Below are 20,318 nucleotides of genomic sequence, written 5' to 3'. Positions count from 1 at the left end.
CCGCTTGCCTCCGGCTCGGACGCCGAATCGCCACCTCGCTCCGCAGCATCGCCAGCCCGGCACCGACGAACAGCGACGAACCGCCGAACCGCGGCGCCCCGACCGCCAGCCGAGGCGACCGCCGACCGGGCACCCACACGACGCGCACCGCCACTCACCTCCGGCTCGGACGCCGAATCACCACCACGCTGCACCGCAGCGCCAGCCCGGCACCGACGAACAGCGACGAACCGCCGAACCGCGGCGCCCCAACCGCCGGCCGCAGCTACCGCCGACCGGGCACGCGCATGCCGGGGACTGCCACCCGCCGCCGAATCGCCTCTACGCTCCGTAGCATCGCCTGCCCGGCACCAATGAACAGCCACGAACCGCAGGCGCACCGCAGCGCGCCGACCGCCAGCCGAGGCAGCCACCGACCGGGCACTGACGGGGCGGAAACCCCCACCCGGCGCACCACCCGCCGCCTGGTCCTGCGCCGCATCGCCTCCGCGCTTCGCGCCGCTGCCCGCCTGGCGCCGATGAGCAGCCGCGAACGGCTAACGCGCCGCGGCCCGCAAAGCCTCGGTCAGCTCCTCCGGCTGCCCCGTGCCCGCACGGTCCGCACGCGTGCCCGGCGCACCGTCCGGCACCGGTTCGGGCAGTGGGTCGCACACCGCGTCCGGGCCGGTGCCCCGCTGCCGCGGCGGCAGCGCGCCGGTCGCGAGGTAGTCCGCGATCCGGTCGTCCACACACGCGTTGCCGGACAGCGAGCCGGCGTGGGTGGTGCCGCCCGGCTGGCCGATCAGGCTCGCCTGCGGAAACCGCCGGCGCACCTCCAGGTTCCCGGCGAACGGGGTGGCCGCGTCCAGCTCCTCCCCGATCAGCAAGGCGCCCACACCACGACCGTCGACGTCGACCGGCTTGCCCGCGGGCACCGGCCAGGTGCGGCACGGCGCGTTGTACCAGGCGTTGCCCCACGTCTCGAACGGCGCCTTCGCGTAGGTGATCCAGTTGTCCACCTTCCACGTGGCCCAGTTCCGCGGCCACGGCGCGTCGGTGCACTGCACGGCGTTGTAGACGGCGAACCCGTTGTCGTCGCCGGGCGAGTTCGTCCTGTCGTAGCGGGTCTTGAGCGTCTGCCAGTCACCGCGGTGCACCCACCCGGCGAAGGCCTCGGCCAGGTCCACCCACGTCGACTGGTAGTACCCGGCCTGCAGGAAGATGTCGGTCCACTCGTCCGGCCCGATCACGCCGCCCGCCGGCGCGCGGGTCAGCTCGCGTTGCCGGGCGTACCACAGGTCCTCGACGGCCTTGCCCGTCGCACCCAGGTGGTACACGGCGTCGTGGCGGGCGATCCAGTCGAAGTAGATCTTGATGTTGCGGTCGAAGGCGACGTCCTGGTCCAGGTTGGCCTGGTAGAAGACCTTCCGCGGATCGACGTTGCTGTCCAGCACCATCCGCCGCACCCGCTGCGGGTACAGCGTCGCGTACACCTGGCCGAGGTAGGTGCCGTAGGAGAAGCCGTAGTAGTTGATCTGCTCCGCGCCCAGCGCCTCGCGCAGGCTGTCCAGGTCCCGCGCGACGTCGGTGGTGCGCATGTGCCGCAGCAGCGGGCCGTTCTTCTCGCAGGCCGCCGCGTAGTCGCGGGAGGTCTGCAGCCACGTCCGTTCCAGCTCCGGCGTGGTCGGCACGTAGGCGGGCCGGTTGTAGCGGAAGTGACCGGGGTCGCACGACAACGCCGGACGGCTCGCCCCCACGCCCCGCGGGTCGAAGCCGATCCAGTCGTAGGAGTCGCCGGCGTCCTTCGGCACGGCCCGGCCGAGCGCGGACAACCCGAGACCGGAGCCGCCGGGGCCACCGGGGTTGACGAGCATCACGCCCTGGTAGTCGGTGCTCGTGTGGCGCACCCGCGAGACGGCGAGCGAGATCCTCGCGCCGCCGGGATCCTGGTAGTCCAGCGGCACCTCGAGGAAACCGCATTCGGCGCCGGCGCGCGCCAGGCCGGCCGAACCACACGGTCCCCAGCTGATCGGGGCCGGGGTGAACCGCGGCGGGGCCGCGGCGGCCGCGGGCACGGCCACCAGGCAACTCGCCAGCGCACCGGCCGCGAGGATCGCGGGCACGAGCTTGCTCACAGTGCTCCTTCTCGTCGACTGTGCGGTCAGAACCTCACCACAAGATCGTGGATCACGGCGCTTCCCGCCAGCCGACGCGCGGCGGAACCCGGGATGCCACCCGACGGGGAAAGGAGCTCGGATGGACGAAGCGGACGAACTGGTCCAGGCGGCGCGGTCGGGACTGGCGGAGCTGGCCGATCCCGTGAAGGCACCGGAGATGCGCCGGTACATGAAGTCCGAGATGGACTTCCGGGGTGTGCCGAAACCGGAGCGGGCCAAACTGGCGCGGCGCGTCTTCGGCGAGCATCCCCTGCCGGACCGGGAGGCGTTCGTCGCGGCGGTCCGGACCCTGTGGCGGGAGGCCGCCTTCCGGGAGGAGCGCTATCTGGCGATCGACCTGACCGGGCACCGGGCGTACGCGCGGTGGCAGGACCACGAACTGGTGCCGCTCTACGAAGAGATGATCGTCACCGGAGCCTGGTGGGACTACGTGGACGAGATCGCCATCCGCCGCATCGGGCCGATCCTGCGGGCCGACCGAGACCGGGTGACGCCGGTGCTGCGGCAGTGGGCGCGCGACGCGGACAGGTGGCGGCGCCGGGCCGCGGTGATCTGCCAGGTGACCGCCAAGGCGGACACCGACCGCGACCTGCTGACCGCGGCGATCGAGGCCAACCAGGACGACCGGGACTTCTTCCTGCGCAAGGGGATCGGCTGGGCGTTGCGCGACTACGCGCGCACGGAGCCGGACTGGGTGCGTGCCTTCGTCGAGGCGCATCCCGCACTGTCGCCGTTGTCAGTGCGGGAAGCGCTCAAACACCTCGGCGGTGGAACTCGCTAGGCGCGGAGCTCCGCGCCGTAGCGCGAGCCGGCTTCGGCGACGGCGGCGTCGCGCGCCTGCGTCGCCTCGTCCACGGTGAGCGTGCGGTCCGGAGCGCGGAAGCGCAGCTTGTAGGCCAGCGACCGCTTCCCGTCACCGACCTGGTCGCCGGTGTAGACGTCGAACAGCGACGTGTCCTCGAGCAGGTCGCCGCCCCCGGCCACCAGGGCCTCGGCCAGGTCGCTGGCGGGCACCTTCGCGTCGACGACCAGCGCGACGTCGAGCAGCACCGGCGGGTACGGCGAGATCACCGGGGCCGGCCTGCGCTCCCTCAGCGGGATCGCGTCCAGGTCGAGTTCCATCGCGACGGTCCGCTTGGGCAGGCCGAGCGCCTCGATCACCTTGGGATGCAGCTCACCGGCGTGCCCCACCGGCCAGTCGCCGACGAGCAGCTCGGCGCACCGGCCGGGGTGCCACGGCGCCAGCTCGGCGTTGCGCACCCGCAGTTCGACACCGGCGGCCTGACCGACCAGGCGCGCGGCCTGGACGGCGTCCGCCCAGCCGGCCTGCTCGCCCTTGCCCCACCAGCCGGCCTGCTCGCGCTGACCGGCGAGCACCACCGCGACGTGCTGCGGCTGGGCCGGCACCGCGGCCTCCAGCTGCGCCAGGTCCTCGTCCGACGGGCGTCCCGCGACACCCAGTTCCGGCATCGGGACGGGGCTCGCGCCGGGCAGGACGACCTGTCCGATGTGGAACAACGCGAGGTCCTTGAAACCACGGGAAGCGTTGCGCTGCAACGTGTCCAGCAGACCGGGCAGCAGGGTCGTCGCCAGCCGGTCCTTGTCCGCCTCCAGCGGGTTCTGCACCCGCACCGTCTTGCGGCGCACGTCGTCGGCGGGCAGGCCGAACGCGTCCCACACCGGCTCGCCGACGAACGGGAACGGCTGGACCTCGACGTACCCCGCCTCCGCCAGAGCACGCGACACGGTGCGGCGGCGGCGCTGCGCGGCGGTCAGGCCGGTCCCGGCCGGGGCGGTGGGCAGCACCGACGGGATGCTGTCGTAGCCCTCGAGCCGCAGCACCTCCTCGACGAGGTCGGCGGGCTGCTTCAGGTCGGCACGCCAGCTCGGCGGGGTCGCGGTCACCGTCGCGACGCCGTCGTCCCCGGCGCCGACCGTGACCTTGCACCCGACCTGGTTCAGCCGCCGGACGGTCACCCCACGGTCGTAGCGCACGCCGGCGATCCGGTCGGGCAGGCTGATCGGCATGGTGATGGGCGACAGCGGCTCGACGGAGCCGACGTCGGTGCGGCCGGGCTGGATGCTGCCGTCGCCGTAGGTGCGCAGCAGCCGGGAGGCCCGCTCCACCGCCGCCGCGCAGACCTGCGGGTCGGTGAACCGCTCGAACCGCTTGGCGGCCTCGGAGAACAGCTTGTGCCGCCGCGCCGTGCGGCTGATCGACGGCGGGTCCCAGTGGGCGCCCTCGATCAGGACGTCGGTGCTCTCGATGCTGATCTCGGTGCTCGCGCCGCCCATGGTGCCGGCCAGCGACACCGGGCCGCGCTCGTCGGCGATCACGACGTCGTCGGCGTCGAGCGTGCGCTCCACGTCGTCGAGCGTGGTGAGCTTCTCCCCCGGCTTCGCGCGCCGGACGACCAGGCCGCCCTGCAGGGACGCGGTGTCCCACGCGTGCAGCGGCTGGCCGAGCTCGAGCATCACGTAGTTGGTGACGTCCACGGCCAGCGAGATCGACCGGATCCCGGCCAGCAGCAGGCGGCGGCGCATCCACCACGGGGTCGGGGCGCCGGCGTCGAGACCGGTCACCCGGCGCACGACGAACCGGTCGCAGCCGGTGGGGTCCTCGATCTCGACCGGCCACGCCTCGCCCTCGGCGGCGGGCAGGTCGAGCGCGGCCGGGTCGCCGAAGGGCACGTCGAGCGCGGCGGCCAGCTCACGCGCCAGCCCGCGCACCGACAGGGCGTAGCCGCGGTCGGGGGTCGGCGTCACCTCCAGCACGGTGTCGGCGAGGCCGAGGACCTCGTGGCCGGAGTCGCCGGGGCTCGCCGTGGACGGCGGCAGCACCAGGATGCCGCTGTGGTCCTCGCCCAGGCCCAGCTCGCGGGCCGAGCAGATCATGCCGTCGCTGACGCGGCCGTAAGTCGTGCGCGAGGAGATCTCGAACGGCCCGGGCAGCACGGTGCCCGGCAGCGCCACGACGACCAGGTCGCCCTCGACGAAGTTCGTGGCCCCGCAGACGATGCCGCGGGTGCGGATGCCGGACGGGCCCTCGTTGTCCGCGGGCTCGTCCTCGGACGCCTCCTCACCGACGTCGACGCGGCAGAACCGGATCGGCTTCTTGAAGCCGGTCAGCTCCTCGATCTCGGCGACGCGGCCGACCACGAGCGGCCCGGTGACCTGGTCGAGCGGGCGGACCTCGTCGACCTCGATGCCGATGCGGACGAAGGCCTCGGCCAGCTCCTGCGGTCCGACCTCGCCGGCATCCAGATGCTCGAGCAGCCAGCTGACGGGGACTCGCACTTAGGCCTCCGTTCCGAAGGGAAGGGTGAAGCGCACATCGCCCTCGACGATGTCGCGCATGTCCGGGATGCCGTTGCGGAACTGCAGGGTCCGCTCGATGCCCATGCCGAACGCGAAGCCGGAGTGGACGTCCGGGTCGACGCCGCACGCGCGCAGCACGTTCGGGTGCACCATGCCGCACCCGCCCCATTCGACCCAGCCCGGGCCGCCGGCCTTCTCCTCGAACCACACGTCGACCTCGGCCGAGGGTTCGGTGAAGGGGAAGAAGTGCGGGCGCAGCCGTGTCCGGGACTTCTCACCGAACATGGCGCGGGCGAACGCGTCCAGGGTGCCCTTGAGGTGGGCCATGGTGAGACCCTTGTCCACCGCGAGCCCCTCGACCTGGGAGAACACCGGGGTGTGGGTGGCGTCCAGCTCGTCGGTGCGGTAGGTGCGGCCGGGGCAGACGACGTACACCGGCACGTCGCGATGCAGCAGCGTGCGGGCCTGCACCGGCGAGGTGTGCGTGCGCAGCACCAGTCCGGAGCCGGGCTCGCCGGCGTAGAAGGTGTCCTGCATCTGCCGCGCCGGGTGGTCCTTGGCGAAGTTGAGCGCGTCGAAGTTGAACCACTCGGCTTCCAGCTCGGGGCCCTCGGCGACCTCCCAGCCCATGGCGACGAAGACGTCGGCGATCCGCTCGCTCACCGTGGTGAGCGGGTGCCGCGCGCCACGCGGGATCCGGTCCCACGGCAGCGTGACGTCGACGGCCTCCTCGCGCAGGACGCGCTCGTCGCGCTCGGCCAGCAGCGTGGCCCGCCGGGCGTCGAAGGCGGCCTGGATGGACTGGCGCGCCTCGTTGACCCGCTTGCCGACCTCGGCCTTCTCCTGCTTGGACAGGGAGCCGATGGCGCGGCGGGCGAGCATCAGCGGCGAGTGGTCACCCAGGTGGGCCGGCTTCACCGCGGCCAGGGCGTCCAGGTCGCCGGCGGCCTGGAACTCGGCCTCGGCGTGCTTCACCGCCGCCCCCAGGGTCTCGGGCGAGGTGGCCTCGGCCGGGGTCAGGTCCTGCTTCTCGGTGGCTCCGGACATAACTCCTCGGTGTCCGCTGGACGGGATCCGCCGTGCGAGGTGCACACGTGACGATTACCGGTGGATTCTAGGCGATCGCGATCCGGCGCCGGCGCGTCACCCGGCCGGACGACGGGCCGCCATCGCGCTGGTGTAGAGGCACACGGCGGCCGCCGTGGCCAGGTTGAGGCTCTCCGCCGCGCCGTAGAGCGGAATCCGCACCGGCAGGTCCACCGCGGCGAGGACCTCGGCCGAGAGCCCGTGGGCCTCGTTGCCGAAGACCCAGGCGGCCGGGGCGGCGGCGTCGATCGAGCCCAGCTCGGTCTCGGCGTAGCCGTGGGCGCCGAGCAGGCGCAGCCCGGCCGCGCGGCAGGCGGCGAGCGCGGCGGCGGTGTCCCGCACGCGCGTGAGAGGGAGGTGGAAGACGCTGCCCGCGGAGGCGCGGACGCATTTGCCGTTGTGCGGGTCGACGCTGTCACCGGTGAGGATGACCGCGTCGGCGCCGGCCGCGTCGGCGACCCGGATGACGGTGCCGGCGTTGCCGGGGTCGGCCACGCCGTCGAGCACCGCCACCAGCCGGGCGGTGCCGTCGAGCAGGCCCTCCAGGGGCCGGTCGAGCAGCGAGCAGACCGCGACGATGCCCTGCGGGGTCACGGTTTCCGACAGCCCGGCGGCGGCGCGGTCGGTGATCGGTGAGACGCGCACGCCCGCCTCACCGGCCGCGGCGACCAGCTCCGGGTGGGCCTGCGCGGCGCGTTCGGTGACGAACAGCTCGTGCACGGCGCCGGGATCGCGGGCCAGGGCCGCGCCGACGGCGTTGGCGCCCTCGGCGAGGAACCGGCCGGTCTTGTCGCGCTCGGCGCGGCGGGTGAGGCGCCGCGCAGCAACGACCCGGGGGGTCCGTTCGGTGAACGGAGCCGCCCCGGGCCGGGTCAGATCAGCGTGCTTGCTCAGGCCGACTTCTTCTCGTCGCTCGGCCCGGTCGTCACGTTCTGCTTGGCCAGCTCGGCCAGCGCGGTGAACGCCGCGGGGTCGTTGACGGCGAGGTCGGCGAGGATCTTGCGGTCGACCTCGACACCAGCGGCCTTGAGGCCCTGGATGAAGCGGTTGTAGGTCACGCCGTTCTGCCGCGCGGCCGCGTTGATGCGGGTGATCCACAGCTGGCGGAAGTCACCCTTGCGGGCACGGCGGTCCCGGTAGGCGTAGTTGAGCGAGTGGAGCATCTGCTCCTTCGCCTTGCGGTACAGCCGCGAGCGCTGGCCGCGGTAACCGCTGGCCAGTTCGAGAGTTGCGCGACGCTTCTTCTGGGCGTTGACCGCCCGCTTGACGCGTGCCACGGGTCCGTCCTGTCGATCTCAGGGGGCGCGATCGGCGCCCCGGGGGTTTACGGCGGAAGAGGAGAGCTTCAGCGGCCGAGCAGCCGCTTGATCCGGCCGACGTCGTTCTTGGCGACCTCGCCGGTGCCCTCCAGGCGACGGGTGACCCGGCTGGACTTCTTCTCCATCAGGTGGCGGCGGCCGGCCTTCTGGCGGCGAAGCTTGCCGGAGCCGGTGACCCGAATCCGCTTCGAGGTCCCGCTGTGCGTCTTCATCTTCGGCATTGAGTGCTCTCTTTCATGGTGCAGCACACCGGAGTTCCGGTGTGCTGCGAACTGCGTCGGTCGCGGCGCCCGTCAGGAGTCGACGGGTTCCTTGGCGGCCTTCTGCTTGGGCTTGGCGTTCTTGTGCGGCGCCAGCACCATGATCATGTTGCGGCCGTCCTGCTTCGGGGACGCCTCCACGTAACCGAGCTCGGCCACGTCTTCGGAGAGCTTCTGCAGCAGCCGGAAACCCAGCTCCGGCCTCGACTGCTCACGACCGCGGAACATGATGGTCACCTTGACCTTGTTCCCCGCGGCGAGGAAGCGGGACACGTGCCCCTTCTTCGTCTCGTAGTCGTGCTGGTCGATCTTCGGGCGCAGCTTCTGCTCTTTGATGACGGTGAGCTGCTGGTTACGGCGTGACTCGCGGGCCTTCTGCGCGCTCTCGTACTTGAACTTGCCGAAGTCCATGAGCTTGCAGACCGGCGGGCGCGCCTGCGGGGCGACCTCGACGAGGTCGAGATCCGCTTCCTGGGCGAGCCTGAGCGCATCCTCGATGCGGACGATGCCGACCTGTTCCCCGTTCGGTCCGACGAGCCGGACCTCGGGAACGCGGATGCGTTCGTTGATGCGTGTCTCGGAGCTGATGTGGCCTCCTTGGTCCGAGGTGTGTTGTCTAGCCTGCTCGACCTGGTGCCCACATACCACGGGCCCCGTCCCTGGCGTACCTGCCCGGGATGCGGGGCCCAGCTTTTCCGATCACATCCGGCAACGAATGCCGAACGTTCCGCCGCCATCGGCCAACGCCGGTGACGGGACCGGACCCGGCCGCCTCGTGCGGCGACTCGGGTGGGAGCGGGGCTCCACTTGCCGCCCCCGATTCCTCGGGGACTGGTCGCACGTGGAAGGGTACCAGACGTGCTTGACGATGGTTCCAACGCGCCCGACCCGGGCGATATTTCCCCGCCCGTCCGCGACCTGCAGGACATCCCCAGCGTCGAGGTCATCAGCCGGGCCGCGGTGATGCTGCTGTCCGCGGCGGCCGAGCGGCTCGGGCTCGCCGACGAGGACCCGGACACCAGCCCGCACCGCGACCTCGACGAGGCCCGGCGGCTGATCACCGCGCTGGCCGGGCTGGTCACCGCCTCCGCCGAGTACCTCGGTGTGCACGCCGCTCCGCTGCGTGACGGGCTGCAGTCACTGCAGAAGGCGTTCCGGGAGGCCTCGGCGGTGCCGGACGCGCCCGGGCAGGGGCCCGGCGAGAAGTACACCGGGCCGGTGATCTGAGGATCCCCGGTCAGCGGGCCGGCCGGGGGCGGATGAGTTCGGGAGGAACGCCCCGCGCGGGGGTGCCCTGCCGGGCGTTCAAGTGCGCGGCGGGGCCCGCTAGTGCCAGGTAGGCAGGCCCGACGAACCACGACAGGCCCAGCCCGGTCCAGCTGCGCTGTGTCGGCCGGCCGACGAGCCGTGCTGCGACGGCCAGCCGCGCAGGCACTCTGAGCCAGCGCGCAGGCGCTCTCAGCCAGACGGCAGGCTCGGCCGGCCACGACAGGCCCGGCCGGGCGAGCCGCGCTGGGCCGGCCGGCCCGGCTGGGCTCCGCCGGCCCGGCTGGGCTCCGCCGGCCCGGCTGGGCTCCGGCGGGCGGGCTCGGCCGAGCCCCGGCTCCACTCCACCCGCCGGGCGCGCCGGGTCAGTCCACGACCGCCAGCAGGTCGATCTCCACCAGCAGGCCCTTCGGCAGCCCGACGTACACCGTGGTGCGGGCGGGGTACGGCTCGGGGATCAGCTGGTTGTAGACCTCGTTGAACTCGGCGAAGTGGCCGGTGGCCGTCAGGTACGCGCGCACCATCACGACGTCCTCCCAGCCCGCGCCCGCCTCGGTGAGCACCGCCTCCAGGTTCTTGAACACCTGGCGCGTCTGCTCGCCCACGGAGGCGCCCACCACCTCACCGGTCTTCGGGTCGAACGCGACCTGCCCGGCCAGCTGGAGGATGTTGCCCTTGCGCACCGCCGGCGAGTAGTTCGCCGCCGGTTTCGGGGCGTTCTCCGTGCTGATCGCGACCTTCGCCATGTAGGGGTTCCTTCCTCACCTGCTCCATCCATTGTGGATGGACGCGTCCTCGGCGGCGGCCCGCAGGTCCGGCAGCAGCGCCAGCAGGCCGTCGCGGTCCAGCAACACCTTCGGCACCGACAGCGACACCGCCGCCAGCACCGCACCACCCGGTCCGCGCACCGGCGCGGCGATGCAGTGGATGAAGTCCTCGTGCTCGGCGTCGTCCACCGCGTACCCGCGCTCGGCGACCGCAGCCAGCTCGGCCAGGTACGCCTCCGCCGTGGTGATCGTGTTCGCGGTCAGCCGCGGGTAGTCCAGCCCGCGCGCGATCTTCTCCCGCTGCGCCGGCGGCAGCGCGGCGACCAGGACCTTGCCGACCGCCGTGCAGTGCAGCGGCGCGCGTTTGCCCACGCGGGAGTACATCCGCACGCTGTGCCGGCCCTCGTACTTGTCGACGTAGACGACCTCGCCGTCCTCGTAGGTGGCCAGGTGCACGGTGTGCCCGGTGCGCTCGTTGAGCGCGGCCAGCGCGGGCGCGGACTCGCGCCGCACGTCGCGGCCCTCCAGCGCCCGGCTGGCCAGGTCGAACAGGGCGCTGCCGAGCCGGTAGTGCCGCGCCCCCTCGCGCCGCACGAAGTGCTGCGTCTCCAGGGTGCGCAGCAGCCGCAACACCGTCGACTTGTGCACCCCGAGCTCACCGGCCAGCTCGTCGAGCGTGCTCGCGCCGCCGGCGAGCGCGGTCAGCAGGCTCAGCCCGCGATCAAGACTCTGGCTCACGCTCACTCCATTGACCCGCCACGAACCGGATGCTACACCTATCGCATTCATTCTGCGCAACGTACGTTGCACAACACGCAACGGAGCTCGAATGGCTTCCTCCGACTGCACCCTCGATCCGGACGCGCTGGCGGCGATCGCCGGCGAACGGCTCGACTGGCGGTTCAAGTCCGTGCCCGCCGACCTGTGGGGCGCCACGCTCGCCGAAGCCGCCGCACGGCGGCCCGGCCTGTTCACCGGCGGATTCGTCGGGCCGGTCGTGGTGCTGGAGGCGGACGCGCTGGAGCACAACCTGCGGACCATGGCGGACTGGTGCGCCCGCGCCGGCGTGCGGCTCGCGCCGCACGGCAAGACCACCATGGCGCCACAGCTGTTCGCGCGGCAGGCCGAGCACGGCGCGTGGGGCATCACCGCGGCCAACGCGAGCCAGCTGCGGGTCTACCGCGCCTTCGGCGTGTCCCGGATCCTGCTGGCCAACCAGCTCGTCGACCCCGCGGCCCTGCGCTGGCTCGGCGCCGAACTCGACGCGCACCCGGAGTTCGAGTTCAGCTGCTGGGTCGACTCGGTCGCCTCGGTCGAGCTGATGACCGGGGCGCTGCGTGGCACGCGCCGCCAGGTCGACGTGCTGGTCGAACTCGGCGGCGACGGCGGGCGCACCGGCGCACGCGGCCTCGACACGGCGCTGAAGATCGCCGAGGCCGCGCACGCCAGCCCGGCCCTGCGCCTGGCCGGCACCGGCGGCTACGAGGGCGCGCTGGCCCACGACCCGAGCCCGGCGTCCCGGCAGACGGTCGACGGCTACCTGGCGCGCCTGCGTGACCTCACCGTCGCGATCGCCCGGCGCGGCCTGTTCGCGGGCCTGGACCAGGTGATCGTCACCGCGGGCGGCAGCGCCTACTTCGACCAGGCCGCCGCCGCGCTCGCCGGGGACTGGGACGGCCTGCCGGTCGTGCCGGTCCTGCGCAGCGGCGCCTACCTGACCCACGACGACGGCTTCTACCGGGGCATCTCCCCGCTCGGCGAGCAGCCGCGCATCGCCGGGACCCCGCGGTTCCGCTCCGCGCTGCGCGCCTGGGCGCAGGTCACCTCGCGCCCCACCGGCGACCTCGCCCTGCTGACGCTCGGCAAGCGGGACGCCTCCTTCGACGAGGGCCTGCCCGAACCGCAGTGGCACCGGCGTCCCGGCGAACCACCCGCGCAGCTGACCGGCCACACCGTCACCGCGCTCAACGACCAGCACGCCTTCGTCGCGCTGCCCCCGGATTCGCCGCTGCGGGTGGGCGACTGGGTCGGGCTGGGCCTGTCCCACCCGTGCACGGTGTTCGACAAGTGGCCGCTGCTGCCCGTGGTCGACGGCGACACCGTCGTGGACTTCGTCCGCACCTACTTCTAGGAGGCCGGAATGGACCTCGTCCTGCGGGGCGCGCGGATCGCCGACGGCACCGGCGCTGCCCTGTTCCGGGCCGACGTCGGCGTCGCGCGCGGCCGGATCGCGGAGATCGGCCCGGGCCTGACGGGCAGGCGGGTGATCGACGCGGACGGGCTCGTGCTCGCGCCCGGGTTCGTCGACATGCACTCGCACTCCGACCTGCAGCTGCTCGCCGCGCCGGACCACCTGGCGAAGGTCTCCCAGGGCGTGACCACCGAGGTGCTCGGCCAGGACGGCCTGTCCTACGCCCCGGTCGACGACACCACCCTGGCGGCGCTGCGTGAACAGCTCGCCGGCTGGAACGACGACCCGCCCGGGTTCGACTGGAACTGGCGCTCGGTCGGCGAGTACCTGGACCGGCTCGACCGCGGCATCGCCGTCAACGCCGCCTACCTGGTCCCGCAGGGCACCGTCCGGATGCTCGCCGTCGGGTTCGGCGACCGGCCGCCGTCGGAGTCCGAACTGGACCGGATGCGCGAGCTGGTCGCGACCGGTCTCGACGAAGGCGCGGTCGGCATGTCCTCGGGCCTGACCTACACCCCGGGCATGTACGCCGACGACGACGAACTGGTCGCGTTGTGCGAGGTGGTCGGCGCGCGCGGCGGCTACTACAGCCCGCACCACCGCAGCTACGGCGCCGGCGCGCTGGAGGCGTTCGCGGAGATGGTCGAGGTGTGCCGCCGCGCGAAGTGCCCGCTGCACCTGGCCCACGCCACGATGAACTTCTCCGTCAACAAGGGGAAGGCACCGGATCTGCTGCGGCTGCTGGACGCCGCGCTCGACGACGGCGTGGACATCACCCTCGACACCTACCCGTACCTGCCCGGCGCGACCTACCTGGCCGCGCTGCTGCCGAGCTGGGCGGCCGAGGGCGGGATCGCCGCGACCCTGGAGCGCCTGGCCGATCCGGGCACGCGCGAGCGGATCCGGGCCGAGATCGAGGAAACCGGCTCCGACGGCGCCCACGGGGTACCGATCGACTGGGAGTGCATCGAGATCAACGGCGTCCGCAGGTCCGAAAACGCCCATCTCGTCGGGCATTCGGTGGCCGAGTCCGCGCGGCGCGCCGGGGTGCCCGCCGCGCAGCTGTACTTCGACGTGCTGCTCTCCGAGCGGCTCGGCACGTCGTGCCTGATGCACGTCGGGCACGAGGAGAACGTGCGGGCGATCATGCGGCACCGCACGCACACCGGCGGCAGCGACGGGCTGCTGGTGGGCGACCGCCCGCACCCGCGCGCCTGGGGCACCTTCCCCCGCTACCTCGCCCGGTACGTGCGGGAACTGGGCGTGCTGGACCTGGCCGAGTGCGTCGCGCACCTGACCGGTCGTGCCGCCCGGCGGCTGCGGCTGGCCGATCGCGGGCTGGTCAAGCCGGGGTACGCGGCCGACCTCGTGCTGTTCGACCCGGACACGGTCGCCGACACGGCCACCTTCGACGACCCGCGGCAGCAGGCCGCGGGCATCCCCTACGTCTTCGTCAACGGCGTCGCGGCCATCGACGACGGCAGGCCCACCGGCGCGCTCGCCGGTCACTCCCTCAGGAGGTCCGCTTGATCGACTGGCTGCAGCACTCGACTCCAGGGCTGCTCACGCTCGCGGCGGTGTCGATCGCCGTCCTGCTGGTCATGATCATCCGGTTCAAGACCGAACCGTTCATCGCCCTGATCATCGTCGGGCTGCTCACCGCGCTGGCCGCCGGGCTGCCGGTGGGCACGATCGTCGGCACCGCGCAGAAGACGTCGGACTCGTTGCTGGAGAAGGGTTTCGGCGGCATCCTCGGGCACATCGCCGCGATCATCGGGCTGGGCACGCTGCTCGGCGCGATCCTGGAGAAGTCGGGCGGGGCGCGGGTGCTGACCGGCGCGCTGCTGCGTGCGTTCGGCGAGAAGCGGGCGCCGCTGGCGATGGGCCTGGCCGGGTTGATCTTCGGGGTTCCGGTGTTCTTCGACATCGGCATCTTCGTGCTCGCGCCGCTGGTCTACGTCGCCGCGCGGCAGGGCGGCCGGTCGCTGCTGCTGTACTGCCTGCCGCTGCTGGCCGGGCTGTCGATGACGCACGCGTTCATCCCGCCGCACCCGGGACCGGTGGCGGCGGCCGGCCTGCTGCACGTCGACCTCGGCTGGATCATCCTGATGGGCGCGGTCTGCGGTCTGCCGGCGTGGTTCCTCGCCGGGGTGGTGTTCCCGTCGTGGATCGGCAAGCGGATGCACATCGAGGTGCCGGCCGAGATGATCGTCGAGGAGGACGGCGACGAGGGCCCCGGGCCGTCGCTGGCGCTGGTGTCGGCGATCATCGCGGTGCCGCTGGTGCTGATCCTGGCCGGCACGTTCGGCAGCATCTGGCTGCCGAAGAACTCGGCGCCCGCGGGTGTGGCGGCCTTCGTCGGCACGCCCGCGGTGGCGCTCACGATCGCCGTGCTGCTGGCGTCCTGGCTGCTGGGCGCGCGCCGCGGGATGACCGGCAAGGAGCTGTCGGCGCTGTCCGCGGCCGCGCTGCGTCCGGTGGCGATGCTGCTGCTGGTGGTCGGCGCGGGCGCGTTCTTCGGCGCGGTGCTGTCGGCGACCGGGATCGGCAAGGCGGTCGCCGACTCGCTGCAGGCCGGTGGCCTGCCGGTGATCGCGGCCGCCTACGTGATCAGCTGCGGGCTGCGGCTCGCGCAGGGCTCGGCGACGGTGGCGATCGTGACCACCGGTGGCATCGTCGCGCCGACCGTGGCCGGACTCGGGTACTCGCAGGCGCAGCTGGCGCTGATCGTGGTCGCGATCGCCGCCGGGTCGATCATCGCCTCGCACGTCAACGACGGCGGGTTCTGGATCGTGTCGCGGTACTTCGGCCTGACCGTCGGCGAGACGCTCAAGACCTGGACGGTGCTGGAAACCATCCTGTCCGTGTCCGGGTTCGCCATGGCCGCGATCCTCATGGCCGTCGTGTAGACCGCGGGCTCGCCGCCCCGGGGCGGCGAGCCCGCGTCCGTCACTGCTGCGGGAACTGGCCCTGCGGCTGCTGCTGGTACTGCTGCTGCGCGGCCTGCTGGGCGTTGGGGTCGACGCCGTCGGGCACCACGTACACCGCGGTGCCGTAGGCGGCGATCTCGCTCGCGGTCTGGGCGATCTCGTTGCAGTCGAAGCGCATGCTCAGCACCGCGTTCGCGCCGAAGGACATCGCCTCCTGGCAGAGCCGCCCCAGCGCCTCGTACCGGGAGTCGGACAGCAGCTTAGACAGGCCCTTCAGCTCACCACCCGCCATCGCCTTGAACCCGGCGCCCAGGTTGGAGAACATGTTGCGGCTGCGCACGGTCAGCCCGAACACCTCGCCGTACACGCGCACGACCCGGTAGCCCGGCAAATCGTTCATGGTGGACAGCAGGATCGGAAACCGCGGCTGCTGCTGGTAAGGCTGGCTCATGCCGCGGATCGTAGCGCCCGTCACGTGACGGCCCGGTACCAAACCTCGGGGCGCCCGACCTGTCCGTATCGCGGCTCTCGTCGCGCGAGTCCGTTGTCGGCCAGGTATTCCAGATAGCGCCGCGCGGTCACCCGGGACACGCCGGTCGCGGTGGCGGCCGCGCCCGCGGACAGCCCGTCCGGTTCCTCCCGCAACGCCGAGACCACCGCGTCCAGGGTCTGGCCGCTCATCCCCTTCGGCAGGGCCGTCGCCACCGGTGAGCGCAACGCGGCGAACGCCCGGTCCACCTCGGACTGCCCCACCTCGCCGGTTTCCCCGAAGCTGTCCCGGAACTTCGCGTACCGGTCGAGCTTGTCCCGCAGCGAGGCGAACGTGAACGGCTTGATCAGGTACTGCACGATGCCCACCGACACCGCGGCCTTGACCACCGCCAGGTCCCGGGCGGAGGTCACCGCGATCACGTCCACCGGGTTGCCGGCGGCCCGCAGCGCCCGGCACACCGCGAGGCCGTGCGTGTCGGGCAGGTAGAAGTCGAGCAGCACCAGGTCGGCGGTGTCACGCTCGAAGAACCGCAACGCCTCCGCCCCGGAGTGGACGACCGCGGCGACCGTGAACCCGGCGACCCGCTCCACGTAGGTGCGGTGCGCCTCGGCGGCGACCGGATCGTCCTCGACCACGAGCACCCGGATCACCGCGGCACCTCCTGCCGCACCGGCAGCCGCACGGTGAACACCGCGCCTTCCCCAGTCGTCACGTCCACACTCCCGCCGTTGCGCCGGACCACCTGCCCGACCAGCGCCAGCCCCAGGCCGTGACCGTCCGGTTTGGTCGTCCAGCCCCGCTCGAACACGCGCCGCCGCACCTCGTCCGGCACACCCCGGCCGGTGTCGGCGACGCGCAGCAGCAACTCCGGCCCCTCGATCTTCGCGGTCACCGTGACCCGCGGCCGCCCGGGGCGCTCCCCCGCGGTTTCGATGGCCGCGTCGATCGCGTTGTCGATCAGGTTGCCCAGCACGGTGATCAGGTCGCGGGGCTCGATGCCGGTGTCGGTGTCCTCGATCGCGGTGTCCTCGGTCAGCACCAGCTCCGCGCCGCGCTCGCTGGCCTCGGCGGTCTTGCCGAGCAGCAGCGCCGTCAGCACCGGTTCGGACACCGCGCCCACCACCCGGTCGGTGAGCCGCTGCGCGATCTCCAGCTCGGCGGTGGCGAACTCGATCGCCTCCTGCGTGCGGCCCATCTCCACCAGGGACACCACCGTGTGCAGGCGGTTGGCCGCCTCGTGCGCCTGCGACCGCAGCGACTCGGCCAGCCCGCGGGCGGTGGTCAGCTCGCCGGTGAGCAGCTGCAGGTCGGTGTGATCGCGCAGGGTGACGACCGTGCCGTGGTCGTTGGCGCGGGCGCGGGACCGCACCGGCGCGGTGCTCACGACCAGCACCCGCACGTCGGTCAGGTGGATCTCGTCGCGCCGCGGCTCCTGCCCGCGCAGCGCCTCGACCAGGCTCGGCGGCAGGCCGAGCCCGGTGACCGGGGCGCCGGTGGGATCGGTGTCCAGCCCGAGCAGCTCGCGGGCGGCGTCGTTGCACAGCACCACCCGCTCGTCCGCGCCGACCAGCACCAGCCCCTCGCGCACCGCGTGCAGGGTCGCCTCGTAGTAGGCGAAGACGCTGCTCAGCTCGGCCGGGGCGAGACCGCGGGTCTGCCGGCGCAGGCGGCTGCTCACCAGGTAGCTGCCCGCGATCCCGACCGCCAGCGCGGCGCCGGCCACCGCGGCGAGCGTCCAGATCCGCTGCGCCAGCGCCGCCGAGATCGCGTCGACCTTGATGCCGACCGAGACCAGCGCGACCACCCGGCGCTCGCCGTCGAACACCGGTACCACCGCGCGCATCGACGGGCCGAGCGTGCCGGTGTAGGTCTCGGTGTAGATCCGGCCCTGCCGGGCGACGTCGATCGTGCCGAGGAACCGCTGGCCGATCAGCTCGGGATTGGGGTGGGTGTAGCGGATGCCGCCGGGGTCCATGATCGTGATGAAGTCGACCCCGGTGTCGCGCCGCACCTGCTCGGCGAAGGGTTGCAGCTCGGTGCCGGGCGCGGGCAGCCGCACCGCGGACAGCACCGTCGGCGAATCGGCGAGGGTGCTCGCGATGGCGACGACCTTGTCCCGGGCGCGGGCCTCCACCGCGCGGGCGGCGTCGAAGTAGGCCAGCAGCGCGCCCACCGCGACCAGCACGGCCACTCCCGCCACCTGCAGCAGGAGCAGCTGCCGCGCGAGGCTCCAGCGCCTGCTCGTGAACCGCATCCCGCCATCCCAGCACACGGAACGTGCGGCCGGACGCGCGAACTCTATGAACACAACGGTGACCGCGGTCATAGCGGTGACTGATAGTCACTCGCAAGCTGCGCCGGACAGGGCGCGCCTCGTCCCCACAGGAGGCAACGTTGCCTACGGCACAACCGGCCGGCGCGAAACCGCGCCGCGACCGGATGCACTACCTCTACCTCGCGGTCGTCGCCGCGGTCGTGCTCGGTGTCGCGGTCGGGATCCTCTTCCCCGACTTCGGCAAGAGCCTGGCCTGGCTCGGCACCGGGTTCGTCAACCTGATCAAGATGATGATCTCGCCGATCATCTTCTGCACGATCGTGCTCGGCATCGGGTCGGTCGCCAAGGCGGCCAAGGTCGGCAAGGTCGGCCTGATGGCCATCGGCTACTTCCTGGTGATGTCCACGTTCGCCCTGGCGATCGGGCTGATCGTGGGCAACCTGCTGCACCCGGGCAGCGGCCTGCACCTGGACCCGTCGTCGATCGCGAAGGCGCAGGAACAGGCCAGCAAGGGCAGCGAGGGCACCACGGACTTCGTGCTCGGCATCATCCCGACCTCGCTGGTGTCGTCGTTCACCGAGGGCTCGGTGCTGCAGACCCTGCTGGTCGCGCTGCTCGCCGGGTTCGCGCTGCAGAAGATGGGCGACGCGGGCAAGCCGATCCTGCGCGGCATCGAGCACATCCAGAAGCTCGTGTTCCGGATCCTGGCGATGATCATGTGGGCCGCGCCGGTGGGCGCGTTCGGCGCGATCGCCGCCGTCGTCGGCGCGACCGGGTGGAACGCGTTGAAGAGCCTCGCGGTCGTGATGGTCGGGTTCTACGTGACGTGCGCGTTGTTCGTGGCGATCGTGCTCGGCGCGATCCTGTGGCTCGGCGCGCGGATCAGCATCTTCAGCCTGCTGCGTTACCTGGCCCGCGAGTTCATCCTGATCGTGTCGACGTCCTCGTCGGAGTCGGCGCTGCCGCGGCTGATCGCGAAGATGGAGCACCTGGGCGTGTCCAAGCCGGTGGTCGGCATCACGGTGCCCACCGGGTACTCGTTCAACCTGGACGGCACCGCGATCTACCTGACGATGGCGACGTTGTTCATCGCCACCGCGCAGGGCAGCCCGCTGTCGGTCGGTGAGCAGATCTCCCTGCTGGTGTTCATGATCATCGCGTCGAAGGGCGCGGCCGGCGTGAGCGGCGCGGGCCTGGCGACCCTGGCCGGCGGTCTGCAGTCGCACCGGCCGGACCTGGTCGGCGGCGTCGGGTTCATCCTCGGCATCGACCGGTTCATGTCCGAGGCGCGCGCGGTGACCAACTTCGCCGGCAACGCGGTGGCTACCGTCGTCATCGGGTCGTGGACCAGGGAATTCGACCGGTCGCGGGCCCAGCGGGTGCTGTCCGGGCAGGACCCGTTCAACGAGACCACGCTGGTGGACGACCATCCGGCCGCCGAACCGGAACGGGAGCCCGTGAAGGCCGGCGTCTGACGCGCGCGGCTGGTGATCGCGATCACCAGCCGCCGGGATCACCGGCTTCCCCGTGCCCTCCGCCGGCTGCGGTCACCCGTGCCGGCGGGGCAGAGCGTGACCCCGCGCCGTCACCTCGGGGCGGGCTCACGCGCAGCTACCGGTGGGTCCGGCCCGACCGGCCGGATCCACCGGTTCTGTCCTGCGCCGGGGCGCGGGCCGCCGTCCACTCCGGACTGACCGGCGAGCTGGGCCGCGCGGGGTTCGTCAGCGCGCCCCCGCCGCGCTGAGGTGGGATTCCAGTCCGCGCCGGCCGCGCCGCATCATGAGGGCGTGGTTGGCGCGGAACACCGGCCGGGCCAGCGGCGAGAGCGTGCGCAGCAACGGTTTCGTGGCGATGACCCGTTGCGTGATCTCCAGGCGGGTGCCGCCGGGGAGCTGGAGCGCGGTGGCGGCCAGCGAACCCTCCAGGTCGCCGGTGAGGTGGACCCGCATGCGGCCGGTGTCGCGGTCCTCCTCGGCGCGCCGCATCCGGATGACGAGCGCGTACGGCAGAACCGCGCGGCAGACGAGCTGGGCCGTGTTGTCGTCGACCCGGGTCACCTCGCGCACGTCCGGCCACCAGCGCGGATACCCGGCGACATCGGTGACCGCGTCGAAGACGGTGCGCGCGGGTGAGGACAGCAGCCAGGTGTCCCGGAAGTGATAGGCGTTGACCCGCATGGACCAAGTATGCGAAGAAACGGCGCCCGCCGCTGATCTTGCACGCAGGCAGTGGCTCACGGACGTACCCGTGCGGGAGG

The 20,318-nt window shown here is 72.5% G+C and carries 19 protein-coding genes; 6 read left to right on the top strand and 13 right to left on the bottom strand.

The genetic code is table 11. From position 1 onward, the window contains the following. Nucleotides 1-536 precede the first annotated feature (536 nt). Nucleotides 537-2,114 (bottom strand): alpha/beta hydrolase, encoded by a 1,578-nt coding sequence (locus tag L1857_RS16150; RefSeq protein WP_249465480.1) that lies wholly within the window; start codon nucleotides 2,112-2,114, stop codon nucleotides 537-539. Nucleotides 2,115-2,235: 121 nt separating this feature from the next. Here L1857_RS16150 and L1857_RS16145 point away from each other — a divergent pair, with 121 nt between their 5' ends. Then, nucleotides 2,236-2,937 (top strand): DNA alkylation repair protein, encoded by a 702-nt coding sequence (locus L1857_RS16145; RefSeq protein ID WP_116112619.1) that lies wholly within the window; start codon nucleotides 2,236-2,238, stop codon nucleotides 2,935-2,937. Here L1857_RS16145 and pheT read toward each other — a convergent pair. The 6 genes from pheT to infC all read right to left on the bottom strand — a co-directional run bounded on the left by pheT (nucleotide 2,934) and on the right by infC (nucleotide 8,787). Next, nucleotides 2,934-5,453 (bottom strand): phenylalanine--tRNA ligase subunit beta, encoded by a 2,520-nt coding sequence (pheT, locus tag L1857_RS16140; protein WP_249465477.1) that lies wholly within the window; start codon nucleotides 5,451-5,453, stop codon nucleotides 2,934-2,936. The genes L1857_RS16145 and pheT overlap by 4 nt on opposite strands. Next, on the bottom strand, nucleotides 5,454-6,521 hold the full coding sequence (gene pheS, locus L1857_RS16135) for a phenylalanine--tRNA ligase subunit alpha (protein ID WP_094009114.1): 1,068 nt from the start codon (nucleotides 6,519-6,521) through the stop codon (nucleotides 5,454-5,456). Nucleotides 6,522-6,617: 96 nt separating this feature from the next. Beyond that, nucleotides 6,618-7,436 (bottom strand): TrmH family RNA methyltransferase, encoded by an 819-nt coding sequence (locus L1857_RS16130; RefSeq protein ID WP_094009130.1) that lies wholly within the window; start codon nucleotides 7,434-7,436, stop codon nucleotides 6,618-6,620. Between the two features lie 14 nt (nucleotides 7,437-7,450). After that, nucleotides 7,451-7,837: a 50S ribosomal protein L20 gene (gene rplT, locus L1857_RS16125; RefSeq protein ID WP_017981981.1), complete on the bottom strand. Its 387-nt coding sequence runs from the start codon at nucleotides 7,835-7,837 to the stop codon at nucleotides 7,451-7,453. 68 nt (nucleotides 7,838-7,905) lie between these two features. Then, nucleotides 7,906-8,100: a 50S ribosomal protein L35 gene (rpmI, locus tag L1857_RS16120; RefSeq protein WP_116112626.1), complete on the bottom strand. Its 195-nt coding sequence runs from the start codon at nucleotides 8,098-8,100 to the stop codon at nucleotides 7,906-7,908. A gap of 72 nt (nucleotides 8,101-8,172) precedes the next feature. Further along, on the bottom strand, nucleotides 8,173-8,787 hold the full coding sequence (gene infC / locus L1857_RS16115; protein ID WP_094009115.1) for a translation initiation factor IF-3: 615 nt from the start codon (nucleotides 8,785-8,787) through the stop codon (nucleotides 8,173-8,175). A 210-nt stretch (nucleotides 8,788-8,997) separates the two neighbouring features. Between infC and L1857_RS16110 the strand changes: the two genes are divergently transcribed. Further along, nucleotides 8,998-9,366, top strand: a complete 369-nt coding sequence (locus L1857_RS16110) for a DUF1844 domain-containing protein (RefSeq protein WP_094009116.1) — start codon at nucleotides 8,998-9,000, stop codon at nucleotides 9,364-9,366. A 404-nt stretch (nucleotides 9,367-9,770) separates the two neighbouring features. Here the strand turns inward: L1857_RS16110 and L1857_RS16105 are convergent, their stop codons facing one another. Together L1857_RS16105 and L1857_RS16100 are read right to left on the bottom strand one after the other, a co-directional pair. Beyond that, complete coding sequence (locus tag L1857_RS16105) at nucleotides 9,771-10,151, bottom strand: RidA family protein (RefSeq protein WP_094009117.1); 381 nt, start codon at nucleotides 10,149-10,151, stop codon at nucleotides 9,771-9,773. A gap of 15 nt (nucleotides 10,152-10,166) precedes the next feature. Further along, nucleotides 10,167-10,910, bottom strand: coding sequence for an IclR family transcriptional regulator (locus L1857_RS16100; protein ID WP_094009118.1), 744 nt, complete (start codon nucleotides 10,908-10,910; stop codon nucleotides 10,167-10,169). 91 nt (nucleotides 10,911-11,001) lie between these two features. Here L1857_RS16100 and L1857_RS16095 point away from each other — a divergent pair, with 91 nt between their 5' ends. Genes L1857_RS16095 through L1857_RS16085 form a run of 3 tightly spaced genes read left to right on the top strand, consistent with a single transcriptional unit; the run spans nucleotide 11,002 to nucleotide 15,272 of the window. Beyond that, a complete protein-coding gene (locus L1857_RS16095; RefSeq protein WP_249465474.1) occupies nucleotides 11,002-12,303 on the top strand; it encodes an amino acid deaminase in 1,302 nt (433 codons plus the stop codon). Nucleotides 12,304-12,312: 9 nt separating this feature from the next. Then, on the top strand, nucleotides 12,313-13,893 hold the full coding sequence (locus L1857_RS16090; protein ID WP_116112631.1) for an N-acyl-D-amino-acid deacylase family protein: 1,581 nt from the start codon (nucleotides 12,313-12,315) through the stop codon (nucleotides 13,891-13,893). Next, nucleotides 13,890-15,272, top strand: a complete 1,383-nt coding sequence (locus L1857_RS16085) for a GntP family permease (protein ID WP_249465472.1) — start codon at nucleotides 13,890-13,892, stop codon at nucleotides 15,270-15,272. The genes L1857_RS16090 and L1857_RS16085 overlap by 4 nt, the downstream gene beginning before the upstream one ends. A 40-nt stretch (nucleotides 15,273-15,312) precedes the next feature. On the opposite strand, the gene L1857_RS16080 is transcribed toward L1857_RS16085, so the two are convergent. From L1857_RS16080 to L1857_RS16070, 3 genes are read right to left on the bottom strand one after another with little or no spacing between them, the layout of a single operon-like run. Further along, entirely contained in the window at nucleotides 15,313-15,744 is a 432-nt protein-coding gene (locus tag L1857_RS16080; protein WP_116112636.1) for a YbjQ family protein, read from the bottom strand. 20 nt (nucleotides 15,745-15,764) lie between these two features. After that, nucleotides 15,765-16,436: a response regulator gene (locus L1857_RS16075; protein WP_249465469.1), complete on the bottom strand. Its 672-nt coding sequence runs from the start codon at nucleotides 16,434-16,436 to the stop codon at nucleotides 15,765-15,767. Next, nucleotides 16,433-18,040, bottom strand: coding sequence for an ATP-binding protein (locus tag L1857_RS16070; protein WP_116112642.1), 1,608 nt, complete (start codon nucleotides 18,038-18,040; stop codon nucleotides 16,433-16,435). Before L1857_RS16070 ends, L1857_RS16075 begins: the two co-directional genes overlap by 4 nt. Nucleotides 18,041-18,225: 185 nt before the next feature. On the opposite strand from L1857_RS16070, the gene L1857_RS16065 reads away from it, so the two are divergent. Continuing rightward, entirely contained in the window at nucleotides 18,226-19,536 is a 1,311-nt protein-coding gene (locus L1857_RS16065; protein ID WP_094009125.1) for a cation:dicarboxylate symporter family transporter, read from the top strand. 246 nt (nucleotides 19,537-19,782) lie between these two features. Here L1857_RS16065 and L1857_RS16060 read toward each other — a convergent pair whose 3' ends face one another. Beyond that, complete coding sequence (locus tag L1857_RS16060; RefSeq protein WP_094009126.1) at nucleotides 19,783-20,238, bottom strand: SRPBCC family protein; 456 nt, start codon at nucleotides 20,236-20,238, stop codon at nucleotides 19,783-19,785. Nucleotides 20,239-20,318: the final 80 nt, after the last annotated feature.

It is taken from the genome of Amycolatopsis thermalba, assembly GCF_023376025.1.
Lineage (GTDB): Bacteria > Actinomycetota > Actinomycetes > Mycobacteriales > Pseudonocardiaceae > Amycolatopsis_E > Amycolatopsis_E thermalba.
The sequence above is the reverse complement of the archived record's forward strand: the minus strand, read 5'-3'. Positions and strand labels throughout refer to the sequence as shown.

Excerpts from the sequence above, each read along its gene's own strand:
- L1857_RS16145 (WP_116112619.1), top strand. The coding sequence starts at position 2,236 with ATGGACGAAGCGGACGAACTGGTCCAGGCGGCGCGGTCGGGACTGGCG.
- pheS (WP_094009114.1), bottom strand. The coding sequence starts at position 6,521 with ATGTCCGGAGCCACCGAGAAGCAGGACCTGACCCCGGCCGAGGCCACC.
- rpmI (WP_116112626.1), bottom strand. The coding sequence starts at position 8,100 with ATGCCGAAGATGAAGACGCACAGCGGGACCTCGAAGCGGATTCGGGTC.
- L1857_RS16105 (WP_094009117.1), bottom strand. The coding sequence starts at position 10,151 with ATGGCGAAGGTCGCGATCAGCACGGAGAACGCCCCGAAACCGGCGGCG.
- L1857_RS16095 (WP_249465474.1), top strand. The coding sequence starts at position 11,002 with ATGGCTTCCTCCGACTGCACCCTCGATCCGGACGCGCTGGCGGCGATC.
- L1857_RS16090 (WP_116112631.1), top strand. The coding sequence starts at position 12,313 with ATGGACCTCGTCCTGCGGGGCGCGCGGATCGCCGACGGCACCGGCGCT.
- L1857_RS16080 (WP_116112636.1), bottom strand. The coding sequence starts at position 15,744 with ATGAGCCAGCCTTACCAGCAGCAGCCGCGGTTTCCGATCCTGCTGTCC.
- L1857_RS16070 (WP_116112642.1), bottom strand. The coding sequence starts at position 18,040 with ATGCGGTTCACGAGCAGGCGCTGGAGCCTCGCGCGGCAGCTGCTCCTG.
- L1857_RS16065 (WP_094009125.1), top strand. The coding sequence starts at position 18,226 with ATGCACTACCTCTACCTCGCGGTCGTCGCCGCGGTCGTGCTCGGTGTC.
- L1857_RS16060 (WP_094009126.1), bottom strand. The coding sequence starts at position 20,238 with ATGCGGGTCAACGCCTATCACTTCCGGGACACCTGGCTGCTGTCCTCA.